Annotated in this window: 11 protein-coding genes; 4 read left to right on the forward strand and 7 right to left on the reverse strand. The window is 71.6% G+C overall.

Annotated elements, in window-relative coordinates; genetic code table 11:
* Positions 1–39: 39 nt before the first annotated feature.
* Positions 40–696 carry a TetR/AcrR family transcriptional regulator gene (locus tag A4U64_RS14160; protein WP_065922692.1) on the reverse strand — a complete coding sequence of 219 codons (657 nt, stop codon included), beginning with the start codon at positions 694–696 and terminating at the stop codon, positions 40–42.
* A 249-nt stretch (positions 697–945) separates the two neighbouring features.
* Here A4U64_RS14160 and A4U64_RS14165 point away from each other — a divergent pair, with 249 nt between their 5' ends.
* Complete coding sequence (locus A4U64_RS14165) at positions 946–1,782, forward strand: mycofactocin-coupled SDR family oxidoreductase (RefSeq protein ID WP_006937571.1); 837 nt, start codon at positions 946–948, stop codon at positions 1,780–1,782.
* On the opposite strand, the gene A4U64_RS14170 is transcribed toward A4U64_RS14165, so the two are convergent.
* The 3 genes from A4U64_RS14170 to A4U64_RS14180 all read right to left on the reverse strand — a co-directional run bounded on the left by A4U64_RS14170 (position 1,775) and on the right by A4U64_RS14180 (position 3,702).
* A complete protein-coding gene (locus tag A4U64_RS14170) occupies positions 1,775–2,509 on the reverse strand; it encodes a dienelactone hydrolase family protein (protein WP_231771710.1) in 735 nt (244 codons plus the stop codon). The genes A4U64_RS14165 and A4U64_RS14170 overlap by 8 nt on opposite strands.
* A 28-nt stretch (positions 2,510–2,537) precedes the next feature.
* On the reverse strand, positions 2,538–3,305 hold the full coding sequence (locus tag A4U64_RS14175; RefSeq protein WP_006937568.1) for a L,D-transpeptidase: 768 nt from the start codon (positions 3,303–3,305) through the stop codon (positions 2,538–2,540).
* 175 nt (positions 3,306–3,480) lie between these two features.
* Positions 3,481–3,702 carry a DUF3618 domain-containing protein gene (locus A4U64_RS14180; RefSeq protein WP_006937565.1) on the reverse strand — a complete coding sequence of 74 codons (222 nt, stop codon included), beginning with the start codon at positions 3,700–3,702 and terminating at the stop codon, positions 3,481–3,483.
* 74 nt (positions 3,703–3,776) lie between these two features.
* Here A4U64_RS14180 and bcp point away from each other — a divergent pair, with 74 nt between their 5' ends.
* Entirely contained in the window at positions 3,777–4,253 is a 477-nt protein-coding gene (gene bcp / locus A4U64_RS14185) for a thioredoxin-dependent thiol peroxidase (RefSeq protein ID WP_006937563.1), read from the forward strand.
* Positions 4,254–4,261: 8 nt separating this feature from the next.
* On the opposite strand, the gene A4U64_RS14190 is transcribed toward bcp, so the two are convergent.
* Positions 4,262–5,596: a dipeptidase gene (locus tag A4U64_RS14190; RefSeq protein WP_065923495.1), complete on the reverse strand. Its 1,335-nt coding sequence runs from the start codon at positions 5,594–5,596 to the stop codon at positions 4,262–4,264.
* 184 nt (positions 5,597–5,780) lie between these two features.
* Between A4U64_RS14190 and A4U64_RS14195 the strand changes: the two genes are divergently transcribed.
* Complete coding sequence (locus A4U64_RS14195) at positions 5,781–6,656, forward strand: cyclopropane mycolic acid synthase family methyltransferase (protein ID WP_006937561.1); 876 nt, start codon at positions 5,781–5,783, stop codon at positions 6,654–6,656.
* A 135-nt stretch (positions 6,657–6,791) separates the two neighbouring features.
* On the forward strand, positions 6,792–7,565 hold the full coding sequence (locus A4U64_RS14200) for a TetR/AcrR family transcriptional regulator (protein WP_373566480.1): 774 nt from the start codon (positions 6,792–6,794) through the stop codon (positions 7,563–7,565).
* Between the two features lie 22 nt (positions 7,566–7,587).
* On the opposite strand, the gene acpS is transcribed toward A4U64_RS14200, so the two are convergent.
* Both acpS and A4U64_RS14210 read right to left on the reverse strand, forming a co-directional pair.
* On the reverse strand, positions 7,588–7,989 hold the full coding sequence (gene acpS / locus A4U64_RS14205; RefSeq protein ID WP_006937559.1) for a holo-ACP synthase AcpS: 402 nt from the start codon (positions 7,987–7,989) through the stop codon (positions 7,588–7,590).
* A 40-nt stretch (positions 7,990–8,029) separates the two neighbouring features.
* Positions 8,030–17,284 (reverse strand): type I polyketide synthase, encoded by a 9,255-nt coding sequence (locus A4U64_RS14210; protein ID WP_006937558.1) that lies wholly within the window; start codon positions 17,282–17,284, stop codon positions 8,030–8,032.
* Positions 17,285–17,382: the final 98 nt, after the last annotated feature.

Below are 17,382 nucleotides of genomic sequence, written 5' to 3' on the forward strand. Positions count from 1 at the left end.
GCGTGTGTCTGCGGGTCCATGGTCGGTAGTCATGGCCCATCACCTTCCACTCTCCAGGCCCAGGAGCCGGATGATGGCTCCGGTGAGCCAGTTCTCGTACTGCTCAGGGCTCCAGCCGGTGCTGCCGGTCAACAGCTCGTACACCTCCATGCTGAGCACGGCCCACAGCCCCTCGGCCTCGACCGGGCTCAGTTCACGGCCGGCCATCATCGCACCGCCGACCCGCACGTTCAGGCGCTGGCGCTCCCGTGCCTGTTCCAGCCATGTCGCGAGGTCCGGCTCCACGACGGCTGCCGCGCGCAGGGTGCGCTGCAGGCCGACGGTTCGTCGGTTGATGCCGGTCACCAGGGCGGCTGCCGCGGCGGCCCGATCCCGAGGGGTGCCCTGCGACAGGGCGGCGAACTCCGGCCGGTCCATCAGCGCCACCCGTTCGTCGTCCCCGACAACGGCGACGTCGAGCACCTGCATGAGGAGTCCCGCCTTGGAACCGAAGTGGGCATACACCGTTTCGACCGATGTGCCCGCCGAGCGCGCGACGTCTCGGACCGTGACCGACCACCCACCCTCGGAGAACAGGGTGGTGGCGGCGTCGAGGACGGCCCGCCGGTTCTGCTCGGCCTGGCGCCGGCGAAGGGTCGAGTCGTACCGCCGCGGCTTCTCCTCCACCGGGCCCACGTCGCGCGCTTCTGCGCTCATACTCCAACGGTAGAACCGTTCCGTTTTCAATACAAGTAGCTTCAGGCCAAATCTTTCGTGCACGCTGCCCGCACCGATCGGAGACTCCTACCGCGCCGGGGCGCCCGGCGTCCGTTGCCCACCGGGAATGTTCTCCACGACCGGACCGGACGCCGAGTATGCCGATCCACCTTGCGATTTCGGTCCGACCACCAGCGAACCCCTCTAGCCTCGGAGGCGGATCACATCGACCGTCGAAGGAGTGTCGCCATGGGTCAGCTCGAGGGCAAGGTCGCGTTCATCACCGGTGCCGCACGCGGACAGGGCCGCAGTCACGCCGTCCGGCTGGCCCAGGAGGGGGCCGACATCATCGCCGTCGACCTCTGCGCCCAGGTCGACACGGTGGGATACCCACTCGCGACGGCCGACGACCTCGCCGAGACCGTCCGGCAGGTCGAGGCGCTGGACCGGCGGATCATCGCCGGCCAGGCCGACGTCCGCGACAGCGCCGCCCTGAAATCGGCGGTCGACGAGGGCGTCGCCCAGCTCGGCCGGCTCGACATCGTCCTCGCGAACGCCGGCATCGCCAGCTTCGCGCCGGTCGAGGACCTGACGGACGAGATGTGGGACGACATGATCGATATCAATCTCACGGGGGTGTTCAAGACGGTGCGAGCAGCCGTGCCGCACCTGAAGGCCAACGACGACGGCGGCGCAATCGTGCTCACCAGTTCCACCGCCGGCATCAAGGGCCTGGCGAACCTTGCCCACTACGTCGCCGCCAAGCACGGAGTGGTGGGGTTGACGAAGACACTCGCCAACGAGCTCGCTCCCCACATGATCCGCGTGAACTCGGTGCATCCCACGGCAGTGAACACAGACATGATCCACAACGAGCAGACCTACTCGGTCTTCCTGCCGGACAAGAAGCCGTCGGAGATCACCCGCGAGGAAGCGGCCGAGTCGTTCAAGGCCATGAACGCCCTGCCGATCGAATGGGTCGAACCGGTCGACATCAGCAATGCGATCCTGTTCCTGGTCAGCGACGCGGGGCGCTACGTCACCGGCGTGCAGCTGCCGATCGACGCGGGCTCGGTGATCAAGTAGCCGCCCCGGGCCCGTCGCTCGCGCGCGGAGCGTCGCCGAGGTGCCTGCGGAAGAAGGCGGCGATGCGGGCGCGCGCGTCGCGGGTGGCCGGCTCGTCGTAGCGGGCGGCCACGACCTTGGCGATGGTCCTGTCCACGATCGACAGATCACCGGGGTCGTGGTCGTTCATGAAGCCGTGCCCCACGTTCGGGTATCGCTCGATGTCGTGGTCGATGTTCGCGGCCGTCAGTACCGGTTCGAGCCGGTCGGGCACCTCGCGCACGCCGGGCCATCGGTCCTTCGTCCCGAAACTGCCGACGATCGGACACGCCCGCGGCAGGGCACGCTCGACTTCCTTCGTGAGGCCGCCGTAGTTGACGCTCGCCGCGGCGAAGTTGTGGTCGGACGCGACGGCGAGGGCGAAGCCGCCGCCCATGCAGAACCCGATCACGCCGATGCGGCCCGTGCAGTCCCGCCGGTCCGCGAGCCAGTTCCGCGCGGCGTCCAGGTCGCCGCGCGGCACCCAGCCCCGGAAGAGAGAGAACAGGCAGGTGGACCGCCTGGACCCGTGGAACAGGTCCGGCGCGACGGCAAGGAAGCCCTCGCCGGCGAGCCAGTCGGCCTGGGCGCGGATGTCGCGGCTCATGCCCAGCGCGTCGTGGATCACGACGACCCCGGGCCACGGACCGGGGCCTGCGGGCGTGGCGAGGTGGGCGGGCATCGGCCCGCGCTCCGTGGGGATGGTCACGTCCGTCACGGTGCGTCCCTCCTGCCGGTCAGCCCTCCACGATCACCGGGTCGCCGATCTTCACCCGGTCGAAGTACCACTGCGCGTTCTCGGTACTCAGGTTGATGCAGCCGTGGCTGACGTTCGCGTAGCCCTGCGAGTCCACCGACCACGGCGCCGCGTGCACGAAGATGCCACCCCAGGTGAGCCGCACGGCGTACTCGGTGTCGATGCGGTAACCCTCCGGCGAGTCGATCGGGACGCCGTAGGTGGACGAGTCCATGACGAGATCGCGGAACTTCTCCAGAACCGAGAAGGTGCCGACCGGGGTCTCGTAGCCGGGCTTGCCCATCGACGCCGGCATCGTCCGCACCACCTCGCCGTTGAGGATGACCGTGAACTGGTGCGTCGACCGGTTCGCGACGGCGACGAACTCGTCGCCGACCTGGAACTCGGTGCGCGCCCCGGCCACGGCGACGGTCACGGTGGTGTGCCCCGGCCAGAGGCGGTCGGGAACCCACTGCACGCGGCTGTCGTCGAGCCACGCGAAACGGCCGCTCACGGGCTTCGACGTGGTGATCTCGACGGCACGTTCGGCGGCGGCGCGGTCACCGACCGGTGCGCCGAACCGGACGGTCACGGGATGTCCCACCCCCACCACCGCGCCGTTCGCCGGCTCGAGCGCCGACGCGGGCAGCCTGGCCGGCGGCGCACCGCCGACGGTTCCCGCCGCGGCCGCGGCCCCCGAACCGAGCAGGGCCATGGCGGTCAGGATCGAGACGAGAAGAAGTCGTGCAACCCGCTGTGCGTTCGGCATGGCCGTCAGCCCCCTCGAAGATGGCGCGGTTGGCTCGTTACCAGTCAACCACGCCAAGATCGAACTCGAAACGGGTCCTTTGTCACTCCCCCGGCGGGCACGACCACGACGCCGGGAAACGACGAAGGGCACCGCGGTCCGGCGAACCGGACGACGGTGCCCTTCGGATCAGCTGTCAGCGCAGCAGCTTGCGCAGCGCCAGGGCGCCGATGACGACACCGACCGCCGCGAGCGCGTACTTGACGTTGGGCTGGTTCACCTTCTCCATCACGGTCTGCTTGGCATGGGCCATCACGTTCTTCGGGCTGGCGCGCACACTCAATTCGTCGAGGGTGCTCGCAAGCTGGTTGCGGGCGTTCTCGATGTCCCGTTCGATGGCCTCGGTGTCCCTACCCACGTGATCCTCCAGTTGGTCGCTGCACTGTGCTGCGACCACGGTAGTGGACGCACGGGTCCGTTACCCTCTCGGAGGTGACGGAAAACAGCAGCAGGCTCGCCCCCGGCGATACGGCTCCCGAGTTCACCCTCCCCGACGCGGACGGCAACGAGGTGTCGCTGTCGGACTACCGCGGACGCAAGGTGATCGTGTACTTCTACCCCGCCGCGAGCACCCCCGGGTGCACCAAGCAGGCCTGCGATTTCCGCGACAGCCTCGCCGACCTGAACGGCGCCGGGCTCGCCGTCGTGGGCATCTCCCCCGACAAGCCGGCCAAGCTCGCGAAGTTCCGGGACGCCGAGCAGCTGACGTTTCCGTTGCTGTCGGATCCGGACAAGACCACGCTCACGGCGTGGGGGGCGTTCGGCGAGAAGAAGATGTACGGCAAGACCGTCACCGGAGTGATCCGTTCGACGTTCGTCGTCGACGAGGACGGCCGGATCGAGGTTGCGCAGTACAACGTGCGCGCCACCGGGCACGTCGCGAAGCTGCGCCGCGACCTGTCGGTCTGAGCGGCGGCTCACCGCGTGAGGGAGGCGAGCACCAGCGCCTCCGCGACGGCCATGTGCTCGAGCTCGGACGGGTCGACGCTCTCGTCGGGCCCGTGGATCCGGGCGCTCGGCTCCTCCACGCCGAGCAGCGCGATCTCCGCGTCCGGCAGCACCTGTTGCAGCACCGTGCACAGCGGGATCGATCCGCCCTGCCCGACCGTGCCGACCTCGCGTCCGTAGACGGCGCCGAGCGCGCTGCGCAGCGCGGCGTATCCCGGTCCGTCGGTCGCGGCCCGGAACGGTTCGCTCACGCCTTCCCGGTCGACCCGCACCCGCACGTTCCACGGGGCGTGGGCGTGCAGGTGGGCGACGAGGGCGTCCTGAGCGGTGGCCGGATCCATCCCCGGCGGGACGCGGAGGTTCAGCCGGGCCGACGCGCGGGGCACGACCGCCGCCGCCGACCCCACCACCGGTGGGGCGTCGATGCCGAGGATCGTCAGCGCGGGACGCGCCCACACGGCGTCGGCCACGGACCCGGCCGACAGCAGTGAGACCCCGTCGAGCACACCGGCGTCGGCGCGGAACACCTCCTCGGGATACGGTTCGCCGCTCCAGATTCCGGTGGGGTCGAGCCCGTCGATCACGGTGTCGCCGGCCTCGTCGCGCAGGCTCGACAGCAGGCGCACCAGCGCGGCGAGCGCGTCGGGGGCTGCGCCGCCGAACTGGCCCGAGTGGATCTCCCCGGCGAGGGCTTCGACGTGGACGACGACGTTCGCCAGGCCGCGCAGCGACGTCGTGAGGGTCGGCCGTCCCACCTCGGCGTTGCCGCAGTCCGCGACGAGCACCAGGTCGGCGGCGAACAGATCGGGCCGTTCGCGGGCCAGGTTCTCGAGCCCGCCGCCACCGGTTTCCTCCGAGCCGTCGCCGACGATCCGGATCCCGACGGGAAGCGGTCCCCGCTCCCGCAGCGCGCGCAGCGCGAGCAGGTGCATCACGAGATTGCCCTTGCAGTCCGCGGCGCCGCGCCCGTACCAGCGGCCGTCGCGTTCGGTGAGCGTGAACGGCGGAGTGTGCCAGAGCGATTCGTCGCCCGGGGGCTGCACGTCGTAGTGGCTGTAGAGGAGCACGGTCGGCGCTCCCGCCGGGGCCGGCGTGTGCCCGAGCACCGCGAGCGAGCCGTCCGACGTCTCGATCAGCGCGGTGTTGTCGACGCCGACCGCGGCGAACGCATCGCGCACCCATCGGGCGGCAGCGACGCATTCCTCGGCCGGGAACAGCCGCGGATCGGCCACCGACCGGAACGCCACCAGTTCCCCGAGGTCCCTGCGCGCCCCGGGCATCAGCCGGCGCACCCGCTCCCGCATGTCCGCGACGTCCACCGCGCCTCCTCGATCGTCGTGTCTCGTTTTCGCTACGGGTACCGCCCCTCGAGATCGAAGCATGCTCGCAGCGGCCGCGTCCGGCGTAGATTCCGCGATATCGAGGTTGCCATCGGGCGGAACGGTCCAGGAAGCGGGGCCGGACGGCCCTCGAACGGAAGGCACAGCGATGCCACCCAGCCCGCAGAGCGCGCTCACGCCGTTCTATCGGCAGGTCCAGTCCCACTACGACCTCTCGGACGAGTTCTTCACGCTGTTCCTCGACCCGTCGATGACCTACAGCTGCGCGTATTTCGAGCGGGACGACATGACGCTCGAGCAGGCCCAGGCCGCGAAGGTCGATCTGTCGCTCGGCAAGTGCGACCTGCACCCGGGCATGACACTGCTCGACGTCGGATGCGGCTGGGGCTCGACGATGCTGCGCGCCGCCACGCACTACGACGTGAACACGATCGGGCTCACGCTCAGCCGCAACCAGTACGAGCACGTCCGCGACCTCGCGGCGGGGCTGCCCGGCCCCCGCACCGTGGACGTGCGGCTGCAGGGCTGGGAGGAGTTCGACGGGCGCGTGGACCGCATCGTGAGCATCGGCGCGTTCGAGCACTTCCGGAGCGAACGCTACGACCGGTTCTTCACCAAGTGCCACGACATGCTGCCCCCGGACGGCCGGATGCTGCTGCACACCATCGTGGGGCACCGCCTCGCAACGCTGCGCGAGCGGGGAATCCCGGTGACCCGGGAGAACGCGCTGTTCCACATCTTCATCAAGCGCGAGATCTTCCCCGGCGGGCAGTTGCCGCAGCCGGAGACGGTGGTCGACGGCGCGGAGCGGGCGGGGTTCCGGGTCGAACGCATCCAGGCCCTGGCGCCGCACTACGTCCGCACCCTCGAACACTGGGCCGCGGCGCTGTCGGCCCGCCGGGACGAGGCGGTCGCCCTGTCGTCGGAGGAGATGTACGAGCGCTTCATGAAGTACCTGAACGGTTCCGCCGAACACTTCCGCACGGGCCACATCGACGTCATGCAGTTCACACTCGTCAAGTGAGCGCCGGCGACCGCGGCGCCACCGGCGGTGTTAGCTGAGACTCGCCCTCACAGCTAAAAGTTCGGAATTCGGACAACCTCCGGTTAGCCTGGGCGCGTGGAGTCTGCAACGAAGCGCGGCCGCACCCCACGCCGTATCGATCCGGCGCTGGAGGTCCAGGCGGCGCCCCAGGAACTCGTGCCGCGCCGTCGCCCGACGCAGGAGCGCAGCCGGCGCAAGTTCGACGCGCTGCTCGCCGCGTCCCGCGAACTGCTCACCGAGGTCGGCTTCGAGTCGTTCACCTGCGAAGAGGTGGCTGCCCGTGCCGATGTCCCCATCGGAACCCTCTACCAGTTCTTCGCCAACAAGTACGTCATCGTGTGTGAACTGAACCGGCAGGACCTGGTGGGTGTGCAGGACGAGCTCGCCAAGTTCGACGGCGTCATCCCCTCCGTGGACTGGCTGCGGTTCCTCAACGCCTTCGTCGACCATCTCGCCGGGCTGTGGATGTCGGACCCCTCGCGGCGGGAGGTGTGGCTCGCGATGCAGTCCACCCCGTCGACCCGGGCGACCGGCGCGATCCACGAGAAGGAGTTCGCCGAGCAGATCGCGCGGATGCTGGCTCCGCTCATGCCCGACACCCCGCGCGAGCGTCGCACGCTGATGGCCGAGGTGCTCGTGCACGTCGTCTACTCGATGCTGAACTTCTCCGTGCAGGACGACCAGAGCCACGCCGACGCGGTCGTCGAGCTCAAGCGGCTGATGGGTGCGTATCTGATGGTGGCGGAGAAGGAGTCACGCACCAGCGCCAAGCGGCGCAGGCGCCGTGAGGCCGCCGCCCGGGCGGAGGAGACCGAGCGGCCGGTCCCGGAGGACGACGGCCAGGTGGAAACGCGTCAGGCGGAGGAGACGCACGCCTCCCCCGCCTGACGCGGAATTCTCCCGCAGACTCCTACGCCTGCGGGTCGTCCTCGAGCACGACGAACGCGCCGGCCATGTCTCCGTCGTGGGTGAGCGAGACGTGGATCCGCACCCCGGTCAGGTGCTCGGCGACGTCGCCGTGCAGCCGGATCCCGGGTCGGCCCCACGCGTCGGAGACCACCTCGATCTGCCGGTGCACGGTCTCCGGCAGCACCGGTGGGCTGCCGAACAGCGACGCCGACCACGCCTTGATCAGCGCCTCCTTCGCCGCCCACCGGGCGGCGAAGTGCCGGCCCGGACGGGAGCTGCGGGTGTTCGCGTCGCGACGCTCGCCCGGGGTGAAGTTCGAGAGCATCGCCGTGCCTGCCCGGCCCAGCTGTTCCTCGAACTCCGACACCGTGACCAGGTCGAACCCGATCCCCGCAACTCCCATCCGTCCCGTGACCCGCTCTCTGTGACCGTGCGGCCGGCGGCTACTTGCAGCCGGGCAGACCCGAACGGTACACGTCGCCGTCACCCAGTCGTGCCTCCGGCGAGAGCAGCACGTCGGCCTCGAGCTGGCGTGCCGCCTTGGCCGGCACCGAGTCCCCGCCGAAGCGACGGTCGGCGGGCCGCTGGTACAGGGCCGCACCCCCGGTCATCGCCTCCGCGAGGCGGCGCTTACCGGCGACGGCGCGGGCCTGAGCCTGCTCCACGTAGGCCTCCCGGCGCTCCGCCGGGATCGCCTCGACGAACGCCTGCGGGTGGACCACCGCGATCAGCCCCGACACGTGACCGAACCCGAGGCTGGTCAGCAGACCGGCCTTGAGCGCGTACCGCTCGCCGAAGCGCAGCGGGGTGCGCGGCCACACCAGGTGCTCGAACTCGGCCATCTTGTCGTCGACGCAGTCCAGGCTGCGGTTCGGCGGGACGACGCCCTGGCTGAGGACCTGGCACAGGCCGATCAGCTGGAACGCCGCCGCGCCGCCCTTGGCGTGACCGGTCAGCGACTTCTGCGACACCACGAACATCGGCGCGCCCTCGCTGCGGCCCAGCGACCCGGCCAGACGCTCGTGCAGCTCCGCCTCGTTCGGGTCGTTGGCCGCCGTGGAGGTGTCGTGCTTGGAGATCACCGCGATGTCGTCGGCGGTGACGCCGAGCTTGCGCAGCTCCCGCGCCAGGCCCGACTCGAGCCCGCCGCGACCGGCGCCGAGGGCACCGATGCCCGGAGCCGGGATCGAGGTGTGCACGCCGTCGGCGAAGGACCCTGCCCACGCGACCACACCGAGGACGGGCAGGCCCATCTCCAGCGCCAGGTCGCCGCGGGCGAGCAGGACCGTGCCGCCACCGGCGGACTCGACGAAACCGCCGCGCCGGCGATCGTTGGCCCGGGAGAACCGGCGATCGCTGATGCCCTTGGCCGTCATGTCGTCCGACTTCGCGGTGGCCGACATGTCACCGAACCCGACGATGCCCTCGATGCCGAGGTCGTCGAAACCGCCGGCGACGACCAGCTGCGCCTTGCCCAGCTTGATCTTGTCGACGCCCTCCTCGACCGACACCGCGGCCGTCGCGCACGCCGCCACCGGATGCACCATCGCGCCGTAGCCACCGACGTACGACTGCACCACGTGCGCGGCGATGACGTTCGGCAGGGCCTCCTGCAGGATGTCGTTCGCGCGGGACTCGCCGAGCAGCGTGTCGATGTACAGCGACCGCATCGAGGTCATGCCGCCCATGCCGGTGCCCTGGGTGTTCGCCACGTACGAGGGGTGCACCCAGCGCATCAGCTCCGACGGGGTGAAACCGCTGGAGAGGAACGCGTCGACCGTGGTCACGATGTTCCACAGGCCCACCCGGTCCACGGACTCGGCCATGTCGGCGGGGATGCCCCACTTGGTGACGTCGAACCCGGTCGGGATCTGGCCGCCGACCGTGCGGGTCAGGTTCATCTTGCGGGGCACCCGGATCTCGGTGCCGGCCTTGCGGGTGACGGTCCAGTCACCGCTGTCCGGAACCGAGTGCGCGACGGTGTTCTCCGGGTCGGCGTCGACGAACGCGCGGGCCTCGGCCTCGGAACCCACCACGAACGACAGGTCCTTGTCCAGGAACACCGAGGTCAGCAGCGGCGCCGCGTTGTCGACCATCGCGCCGTCGTCGGCGTAGCGGCGGATGCCGCAGCGCTCGACCACCGCGTCGTGGTACCGGTCGGCGATCTCCGCCTCGGGCACCAGCTCGCCGGTCTCCGCGTCGTACCAGCCCGGCTTGGGATCGTTCTCCCACGCCACCAGGCCGGTGGCCCACGCCAGCTCGAGCACACCGGCGGCCGACAGCTCCTCGTCGACCTCCATCTCGAAGCGGGTACGGGCCGACCCGTAGGGGCCGAGCTCGCCGGCGCCGACGATGACCACCAGATCGGCGGGGTCGACGTCGAGCGTGTTCCACTCCGGTGCCGGCAGCGTCGCGTCCAGGCGCGGCGGTGCGGGCAGCGCCGCGATCGTCGCGTGCTCGGGCTCCGCCGCGGCGTCCTTCGCGGCCTCGGCCTCCTCCTGCGCCTGCTTGGCCAGGGCCGGCAGGTCGATGTCGGCCTCCGACAGACCCCCGGTCAGGTCCGCCACCAGCGGCTCGACCGCGGCGGCCTCCTTGGAGCCGGCGGTGACGAGCTTCAGCAGCTCGACGGCCATCTCGTCGGTCGACCAGGTCCGCACACCGGCGGCCTCGGCGGCCTCCACCAGCGGATCGTTGCCGCCCATCAGGCCGGTGCCGCGCACCCACCCGATGAGGGCGTGGGCGAGGGTGACCCGCTCGGCCCAGATGCGCTCGGCGTGCCAGCGGTTGACGATCGCGTCGAGCGCGGCCTTCGCCTCGCCGTAGGCGCCGTCGCCACCGAACTTGCCGCGGTTCGGCGAACCCGGCAGCACGACGTGCAGGTGGGTGTCCACGTCACGGTCGGAGCCGATGTCGGCCAGGCCCGCGATCAGGCGCTCCACCGACCACAGCAGGACCCGCATCTCCATCTCGGCGCGGGCACCGGCGTCGGCCATCGACCCGGACACGCGCGGCGCGGCGAACGGGAACAGCAGCGTCGGGGTCAGGGCCTCCTTGATCAGCTTCTTGGCGCCGCCCGCGGTCTCCACGGTTTCGGTGCCGAGCCACGTCACCAGGGCGTCGACGTCGGCGTAGGACGCCATGTTGGCCGGGACCACCCACAGCGCCGCACCGGAGCGTGCGTTGCGCGCATACAGCTCCTTGTAGAAGCCGAGGCGGCTGTCGTTCAGGCTCGACGTGGTGACCACGACCGTGGCGCCGCCGGCGAGCAGCTTCGCCGCGACCGCGGCCGCGATCCCGCCCTTGCTGGCGCCGGTGACCACGGCGACCTCGCCCGCGTACTCGGCGTCGCCGGTCTGCCGGGCGGCCGTCGCGACGGCGTCGAAGACCTGCGCGAGCTCCGTGCGGCCGGCCTCGGTGGCCTTGCCCGCCCAGAACGCGGCGTGCGCGGCGACCGTGGCACCCGCACCGGCAAACCGCTCCGCGCCGATCTCGGCACCGAGCCAGATGCGAGCCAGGTCCTCGCGGGCCGTCGCCCACCGGTCGTCGATCAGCACGGCCTTGCGGGCGTCGAACGCCGGTGCGACCAGCCGCGGCCAGTCGGAGCCGAGCTCCGCCGAGACCAGGTCGACCAGCTCGGTGTCCGCCTTGTCCGCGAGGTCCGAGGCCGCGTCGGCCAGGCCCAGCTCGGACAGGATCAGGCGGGCGGTCTTGGCGAGCACACCGTTCGAGCCGGTGATGCCCTCGGCGAACTCGCCGAGCGCGGCAGCGTCGACGGTGGCACCGCCACCGCCACCGGCGGACGGCATCGACACCGCGACACCGCGGCGGCCGGCGACCGACTGCACGGCCGCGTCGATCAGCTTGTCGACGGCGGCACCGTCGGACAGCGCGCCGTCGGAAAGGCCGCCGAGCGCACCGCCGCGGACGGACGAACCGTCCCGGCTGCCCAGCGCGACCTCCGCGGTCACGTGCGACGCCCAGCCCTCGCCGAGACCCCACACCTTGGTGACCCGGTCGGCGACGTAGGCGGGACGCTTGCCCGACGGGCCGAACACCTTGCGCAGGTGGTCGTTGATCGAGTCCGACAGCACCGGACCGAAGGGCCGGTAGGTGCGGGCCAGGCGATCGACCGTGCCGGCGAGCGCGCCCATGTCGGCGTCGGCCGCACCGTCGATGGCACCGAGCGACAGCTCCGAGCCGAGGTCGACGAGCAGCTGGTTGCGCCGCGAGGACACGCCGTCGCACAGCGCCTCGATCGTGTCGGCGGGACCGATCTGATCCGGGCGCAGCTTCGTCCACAGGGCGATGAGCACCTTCGTGGCGTCGGCGGCCTTGAACGCGATGTCGTCCGGACGCGGACCACCCGCCGGAGCTGCGGGCGCGGCGGCCGGAGCGGCGGCCGCGGCCGGAGCGGCAGCGGAAGCGTCGGCCGAGGCCGGCTCGTCGTCCTCCACCGGCGCCGGATCGACGTCCGTGGAGTACACGATCGAGGCCTCGCGCTCGATGTTGAGCACCTCGACCGGCTGCCCGAAGCGGCCCGGCAGCTTCAGCGTCTGCGACGCCAGGTTCGCCACCGTCGGGGCGGCGCCGAGGCCGACCTCGACGAACCGCTCGACACCCAGGCCACCGTCGGCCTCGTCGGCGAACAGCAGATCCTGCGTCTCGATCCAGCGGACCGGGGACGCGAACTGCCAGGCGAGGAGCTCGGCGAGCACCACGCGGCACAGCTTCGAGGGGTCAGCCGCCCAGGTGTCGAAGTCCGCGAGGACCTCAGCCAGCGGCTCCGACGGCACCAGGTCCGCGATCTCCTGGACGAACTCCCGGCCCAGGTTGAACGGCTTGGGCACCAGGTTCGGGATGTAGCGGCCGATGAGGATGTCGGGATCGATCTGCTCGGGCAGCAGGTTCAGCAGGCGCTCCCGGAAGTCGTCCACGCCGCCGCGCAGGACGGTCGAGTGGAACGGCACGTCGATGCCCGGGACCAGGATGAACGCACGCTTGCCCCCGAACTCGGCGACCTTGCGCTCGATCACGGACTCGAGGGCCTCGAGACCGGCGACCGTACCGGCAATCGCGTACTGCGAGCCGCGCAGGTTCAGGTTGACGATCTGCAGGAACTCCCCGGTCTCCTCGGCGACCCCGGCGACGAACGCCTCGAGATCGGCGTCGGCGACACCGAACTGCGACGGCCGGATCGCGGCCATGCGGTAGTTCGAACGGCCCTGCTCGTCGCGCGGCACGAGGGCGTGCATCGCCGACCCGCGGCTGAAGACCACCTCGAGCACCGCCTCGAGCGGCAGCACCCCGGCGACCGCGGCGAGCGCGTTGTACTCGCCCACCGAGTGGCCGGCCAGGAGCGCACCCTCGACGAAGGCGCCGGCCTCACGCAGTTCCGCGATCTGGGCGACACCCAGGGTCGCCATCGCGACCTGCGTGAACTGGGTCAGGTGCAGCACGCCGTCCGGGTGCTTGTGGGTGACGCCGCGGGCCTTGAGCACGGTCGGGTTGTCGCGCACCACGGCAAGGATGGAGAAGCCCAGGGCCTTGCGGGTGTGCTTGTCGGCGCGATCCCAGATCTCCCGGGCGGCCTTCGAGCGGGCGCGGGCGTCCAGGCCCATGCCGGGCCGCTGGATGCCCTGGCCGGGGAACGCGTACACCGTGCGCGGGGCGGCGGTGCGGCCGGTGGCGACCATCACCAGGTCCCCGTCCACGCGGCAGCTCACCTCGACGATCTCGGCGCCACGGTCGGTCGCGATGCGGTCGACGCGCACGTCGATCTGCGCACCCGGCCGCACCATGCCGAGGAACCGGGCGGTCCACGCCGTCAGGCGGCGGGCCGGCAGCTTGGCGTCGGCCTCGAGGGCGGTGACGACCTGCTGGGCGGCGGCGGACAGCCACATGCCGTGCACGATCGGGGTGCCCAGGCCGGCCAGGAGGGCGGCGTTGTCCGAGGTGTGGATCGGGTTGTGGTCGCCCGACACCCGCGCGAAGGCGCTCATGTCGATCGGGGCGACGATCACGGCGTCGCGGCGGCGGCGACGCGGGGTCTCCACCGCGTCCTCGCTCACGGCACCGCCGGCACGGACCGGATCGGCCAGCTCGGCCTTGCCGGTGCGGCCACGGATCGCGAACCGCTCGATCAGGGTGGCGACCGTGGTGTCACCCGAGCCGTTGCCGTTGTCGGCGGTGATCTCGACGTGCACCTCGACGACCCGGCCGAGGTCGGTGTCGGCCACGTCCCGTGCCTCGGCCTTGACGCCCAGGATCGACGGATCGGTCGGCAGACCGTCCTTCACGTCGACGGCGTGGTCGAGATGGACCAGGTCGAGCATGCCCTCGATCACCGACAGGCTGTCGTCGGTCTGCGCGGCGCCGAGCGCGGCGAACACCGCCGGCCAGCACGCGCCGACCAGGACGTCGGGCACACCGTGGCCGCTCGGGGTCAGGTTCAGCGGCAGTCCCGAACCGGTGACACCGGCGTGGTCGGCGATCTTCTCCGGCAGCCAGCCGAGGGTGATGCGGGCCGCGCCCTTCTTCACCGCGGGCAGCTCCTGCCCCGCGGCGACACCGAGCAGCGCCGACATCGACGCCGACGCGTCGTCCGCGGTGACGACCGGGGCGCCACCGGTGTGCACGGTGGCGGGCACCGTGAGGCGGATCTCGACGGTCTTGTCGCCGGCGAGCGGCACCGTCAGGCCCACGTGCTCGGCGTCGAGAACGCTCAGCGTGGCGCCCGTCGCGCCGTGCACGGCGGCGGTGTCGGACTCGACGGACCACTCGTCCAGGTCACCGAGGCGGTGCACCGGGTTGACGGTCTGCCGGCCGGCCCAGTTGACGTCCGGAGCCGACAGCACGGCGTCGAGCAGGCCGGCCGCGAGGTCCTGGTGGCGGCGGGCCGCGATCTGCACCGGCTCGACGCCGGCCGCGATCAGCTCGTCGACCGCGGCCTTCTCGAAGCGGTCGAGCAGCTCACCGACGGGCTCGTCGGCGCGGGTGATGCCCGCGACGGCGACGGTGCCCGGGATGATGCAGACCTGATCGGCGCTGTAGCGCGGATCGTGGGCCTGCCACAGGGAGTCGGACCGCCACCAGCGACGCACGTCCTGGTCGACGACCGGGACGAAGTTCACCGGCTTGCCCGGGGTGCGGCACAGCGAGACGAAGAACGGAACGTCGGCCGGGTGCAGGACCACCGAGTCGGCGTCCGGGAACTGCTCGGTCAGCGCGGCCAGCGCCGCGTACGGCCGGTCGAGGGCCGCGTCGTCGGCGAACAGCGTCGGGATCGGGCCACGGTCGGCCGGGTGCAGGCGGGACTCGGCGCGCTGCAGCATCTCGTGGAAGCGCTCACGCCAGGTGACGTCGATCCACGGGTTCTCGGCCGCGTCGGCCACCTCCTGCGAGCCGACGGCCAGCTCCAGGTAGCGGGCGAGCCACTGCCCGTAGGTCATCTCGGCGACATCGCCGAAGTACGGCTTCGCGGTGACGTCGAGCGCGGCGATGATCTCGTCGCGGCGCGCGGCCACGGCCTCGGCGTCGCCCGCGACCTCGTCGAGCAGGCGGCCCGTGCGGGACGCGGCGTTGTCGATCTCGTGGATGTCCGCGCCCAGCTGGCTACGGCCGGAGGCCATGCCGCCGGAGGCGGTGCCGGCGCCGACCCAGTCGGGGGTGCCGGGGGTCTCGACGAGCATCCGCTTGACCTCGGGCGACGTGGTCGCCTCGAGCGTCGCCATCGCCGCGGTGCCGACGAGGATGCCGTCGAGCGGCATCGCCGGGAAGCCGTGGGCGGTGGACCAGCGGCCGGTCAGGTAGTCGGCGGCCCGCTCGGGGGTGCCGATGCCACCACCGACGCACAGCACCAGGTTGGAGCGGGTGCGCAGCTCGGCGTAGGTGGCGAGCAGCAGATCGTCGAGGTCCTCCCACGAGTGGTGGCCACCGGCGCGGCCGCCCTCGATGTGGACGATGACCGGGTAGTTCGGCACCTCGTTCGCGATGCGGATCACCGAGCGGATCTGCGCCACGGTGCCCGGCTTGAAGGCGACGTAGCTGATGCCGGCCTCGGTCAGCTCCTCGATGATCGAGACGGCTTCCTCGAGCTCGGGGATGCCGGCGGTGACGACCACGCCGTCGAACGGCGCGCCCGCGGCGCGGGCCCGCGGCACCAGCCGCTTGCCACCCACGTGCAGCTTCCACAGGTACGGGTCGAGGAACATCGAGTTGAACTGCACGGCGCGGCCCGGCTCGAGCAGCCCCTTCAGTTCCTCGACGTGGTCGGCGAAGATCTGCTCGGTGACCTGGCCGCCGCCGGCGAGCTCGGCCCAGTGGCCGGCGTTGGCTGCCGCGGCGACGATCTTCGGATCGACGGTGGTCGGCGTCATGCCGGCCAGCAGGATCGGGGAGCGGCCGGTCAGGCGCGTGAACGCCGTCTCGACGCCCTGGCGGCCGTCGGGCAGGGTGACCGGCTTCGGCGCGAACGCGGACCACGGCTGCGGCACCTCGGGCTCCGCGCCCGGGGTCAGCAGGTTGCGCTGACCGCCGCGGGTGGCGGCCGCGATGATGCCCACACCCTGGCCACGCAGGCCCGAGCTGGTCATACGGGTCAGCAGCTCACCGGGACCCATGTCCAGGATCCACGAGGCGCCGGCCGCGACGGCGTCGTCGACGAGGGCGACCCAGTCGACCGGGTCGACGAGCACTTCCTGCGCCAGCGAGCGGGCGAGGTCCGCGTCCAGGCCGCAGCGGGCGGCCCAGTCGGCGACCTGCTCGACCGCGTCGGCGAGAGCGGGGTGGTGGAAGCCGATCTCGGCGGAGACCGGCTCGAAGGTCGGGGCGAACACGGCACCGCCGCGCTTCTTCGCCTCACGCTCGCGGGTCTCCGCGGCGGAGATCTCCTCGCAGCGCTGCTGCACGCGAGCCAGGGCGGCAGGCGGGCCGGACAGCACGACGCGGCGGCGGGCGTTGCGGATGGCGACGACCGCGGAGCGCTGCGGGTCCTGGTCGGCGAAGACCTCGGCGACGACGGCGCGCAGGCGCTCGGGGTCGACGTTCGCGACGGCGAGCATCGGGAAGCGCTCGGCGCCGGCGATGATGCCGCGGCGACGGCCGACGAGGGTGGCGGCGGCACCGATGAGCTGGGCGATCGCGAGGATCTGCCCGTCCTTGGCGCCGGCGGCCTCGGTGGCCGCGACGGCCAGCACGCCCTGCGAGTGGCCGATCACGGCGGCCGGGGCCTGGGCGGTCACGTCGAGGCCCTGGTTCGCCAGCGCGCGCAGCGCGGCCACCTGGGTCAGGAACACGCCGGGCAGCGAGACCGCGGCGGAAGTCAGCGTGGACTCGGAGGGGCCGGAGACGGGCGTCTCGTCCTCGTCGGCGACCTCCTGCTCGAGCATCCAGGCGATGGGGTCGAAGCCGCTCGGGCGCACGACGACGAGGTCGTGTGCGACGGGCGCGAGCAGCGCGGTGGCCTCGTTGACCAGTTCGGTCAGGACCGGCTCGAGCCCGTTGTCGCGGCTGAGTTCTTCGAGGGAGCTGAGCCAGGGAGCGCCCTGGCCACCGAAGGCGAGTGCGTAGGGCTCCCCGGCGAGGAGCTTGTCGACCAGCGCGCCCTTACGGGAAGCGGGGGCGTTGCCCCGGTCACTGGCGCGTCGTGATGCCTTCGAGTTCCGTCCGTTGTCGGCTGGTGTGGTCTCGTCGATCGTCACGCGTGTAGTTCCTCTCCTGAACACCGCAAGGGCGTGGTCTCGTGGCCGCCCGCGCCGCCGTTGGCGTTCTGATGGGCTCTGATCTGCTCGTTCGGGCT

The organism is Rhodococcus sp. WB1 (genome assembly GCF_001700945.1).
Lineage (GTDB): Bacteria > Actinomycetota > Actinomycetes > Mycobacteriales > Mycobacteriaceae > Rhodococcus > Rhodococcus aetherivorans.

Bases quoted from the DNA above. Each gene is read 5' to 3' on its own strand.
- A4U64_RS14160 (WP_065922692.1), bottom strand. From the start codon at position 696: ATGAGCGCAGAAGCGCGCGACGTGGGCCCGGTGGAGGAGAAGCCGCGG.
- A4U64_RS14165 (WP_006937571.1), top strand. From the start codon at position 946: ATGGGTCAGCTCGAGGGCAAGGTCGCGTTCATCACCGGTGCCGCACGC.
- A4U64_RS14175 (WP_006937568.1), bottom strand. From the start codon at position 3,305: ATGCCGAACGCACAGCGGGTTGCACGACTTCTTCTCGTCTCGATCCTG.
- A4U64_RS14190 (WP_065923495.1), bottom strand. From the start codon at position 5,596: ATGCGGGAGCGGGTGCGCCGGCTGATGCCCGGGGCGCGCAGGGACCTC.
- A4U64_RS14195 (WP_006937561.1), top strand. From the start codon at position 5,781: ATGCCACCCAGCCCGCAGAGCGCGCTCACGCCGTTCTATCGGCAGGTC.
- acpS (WP_006937559.1), bottom strand. From the start codon at position 7,989: ATGGGAGTTGCGGGGATCGGGTTCGACCTGGTCACGGTGTCGGAGTTC.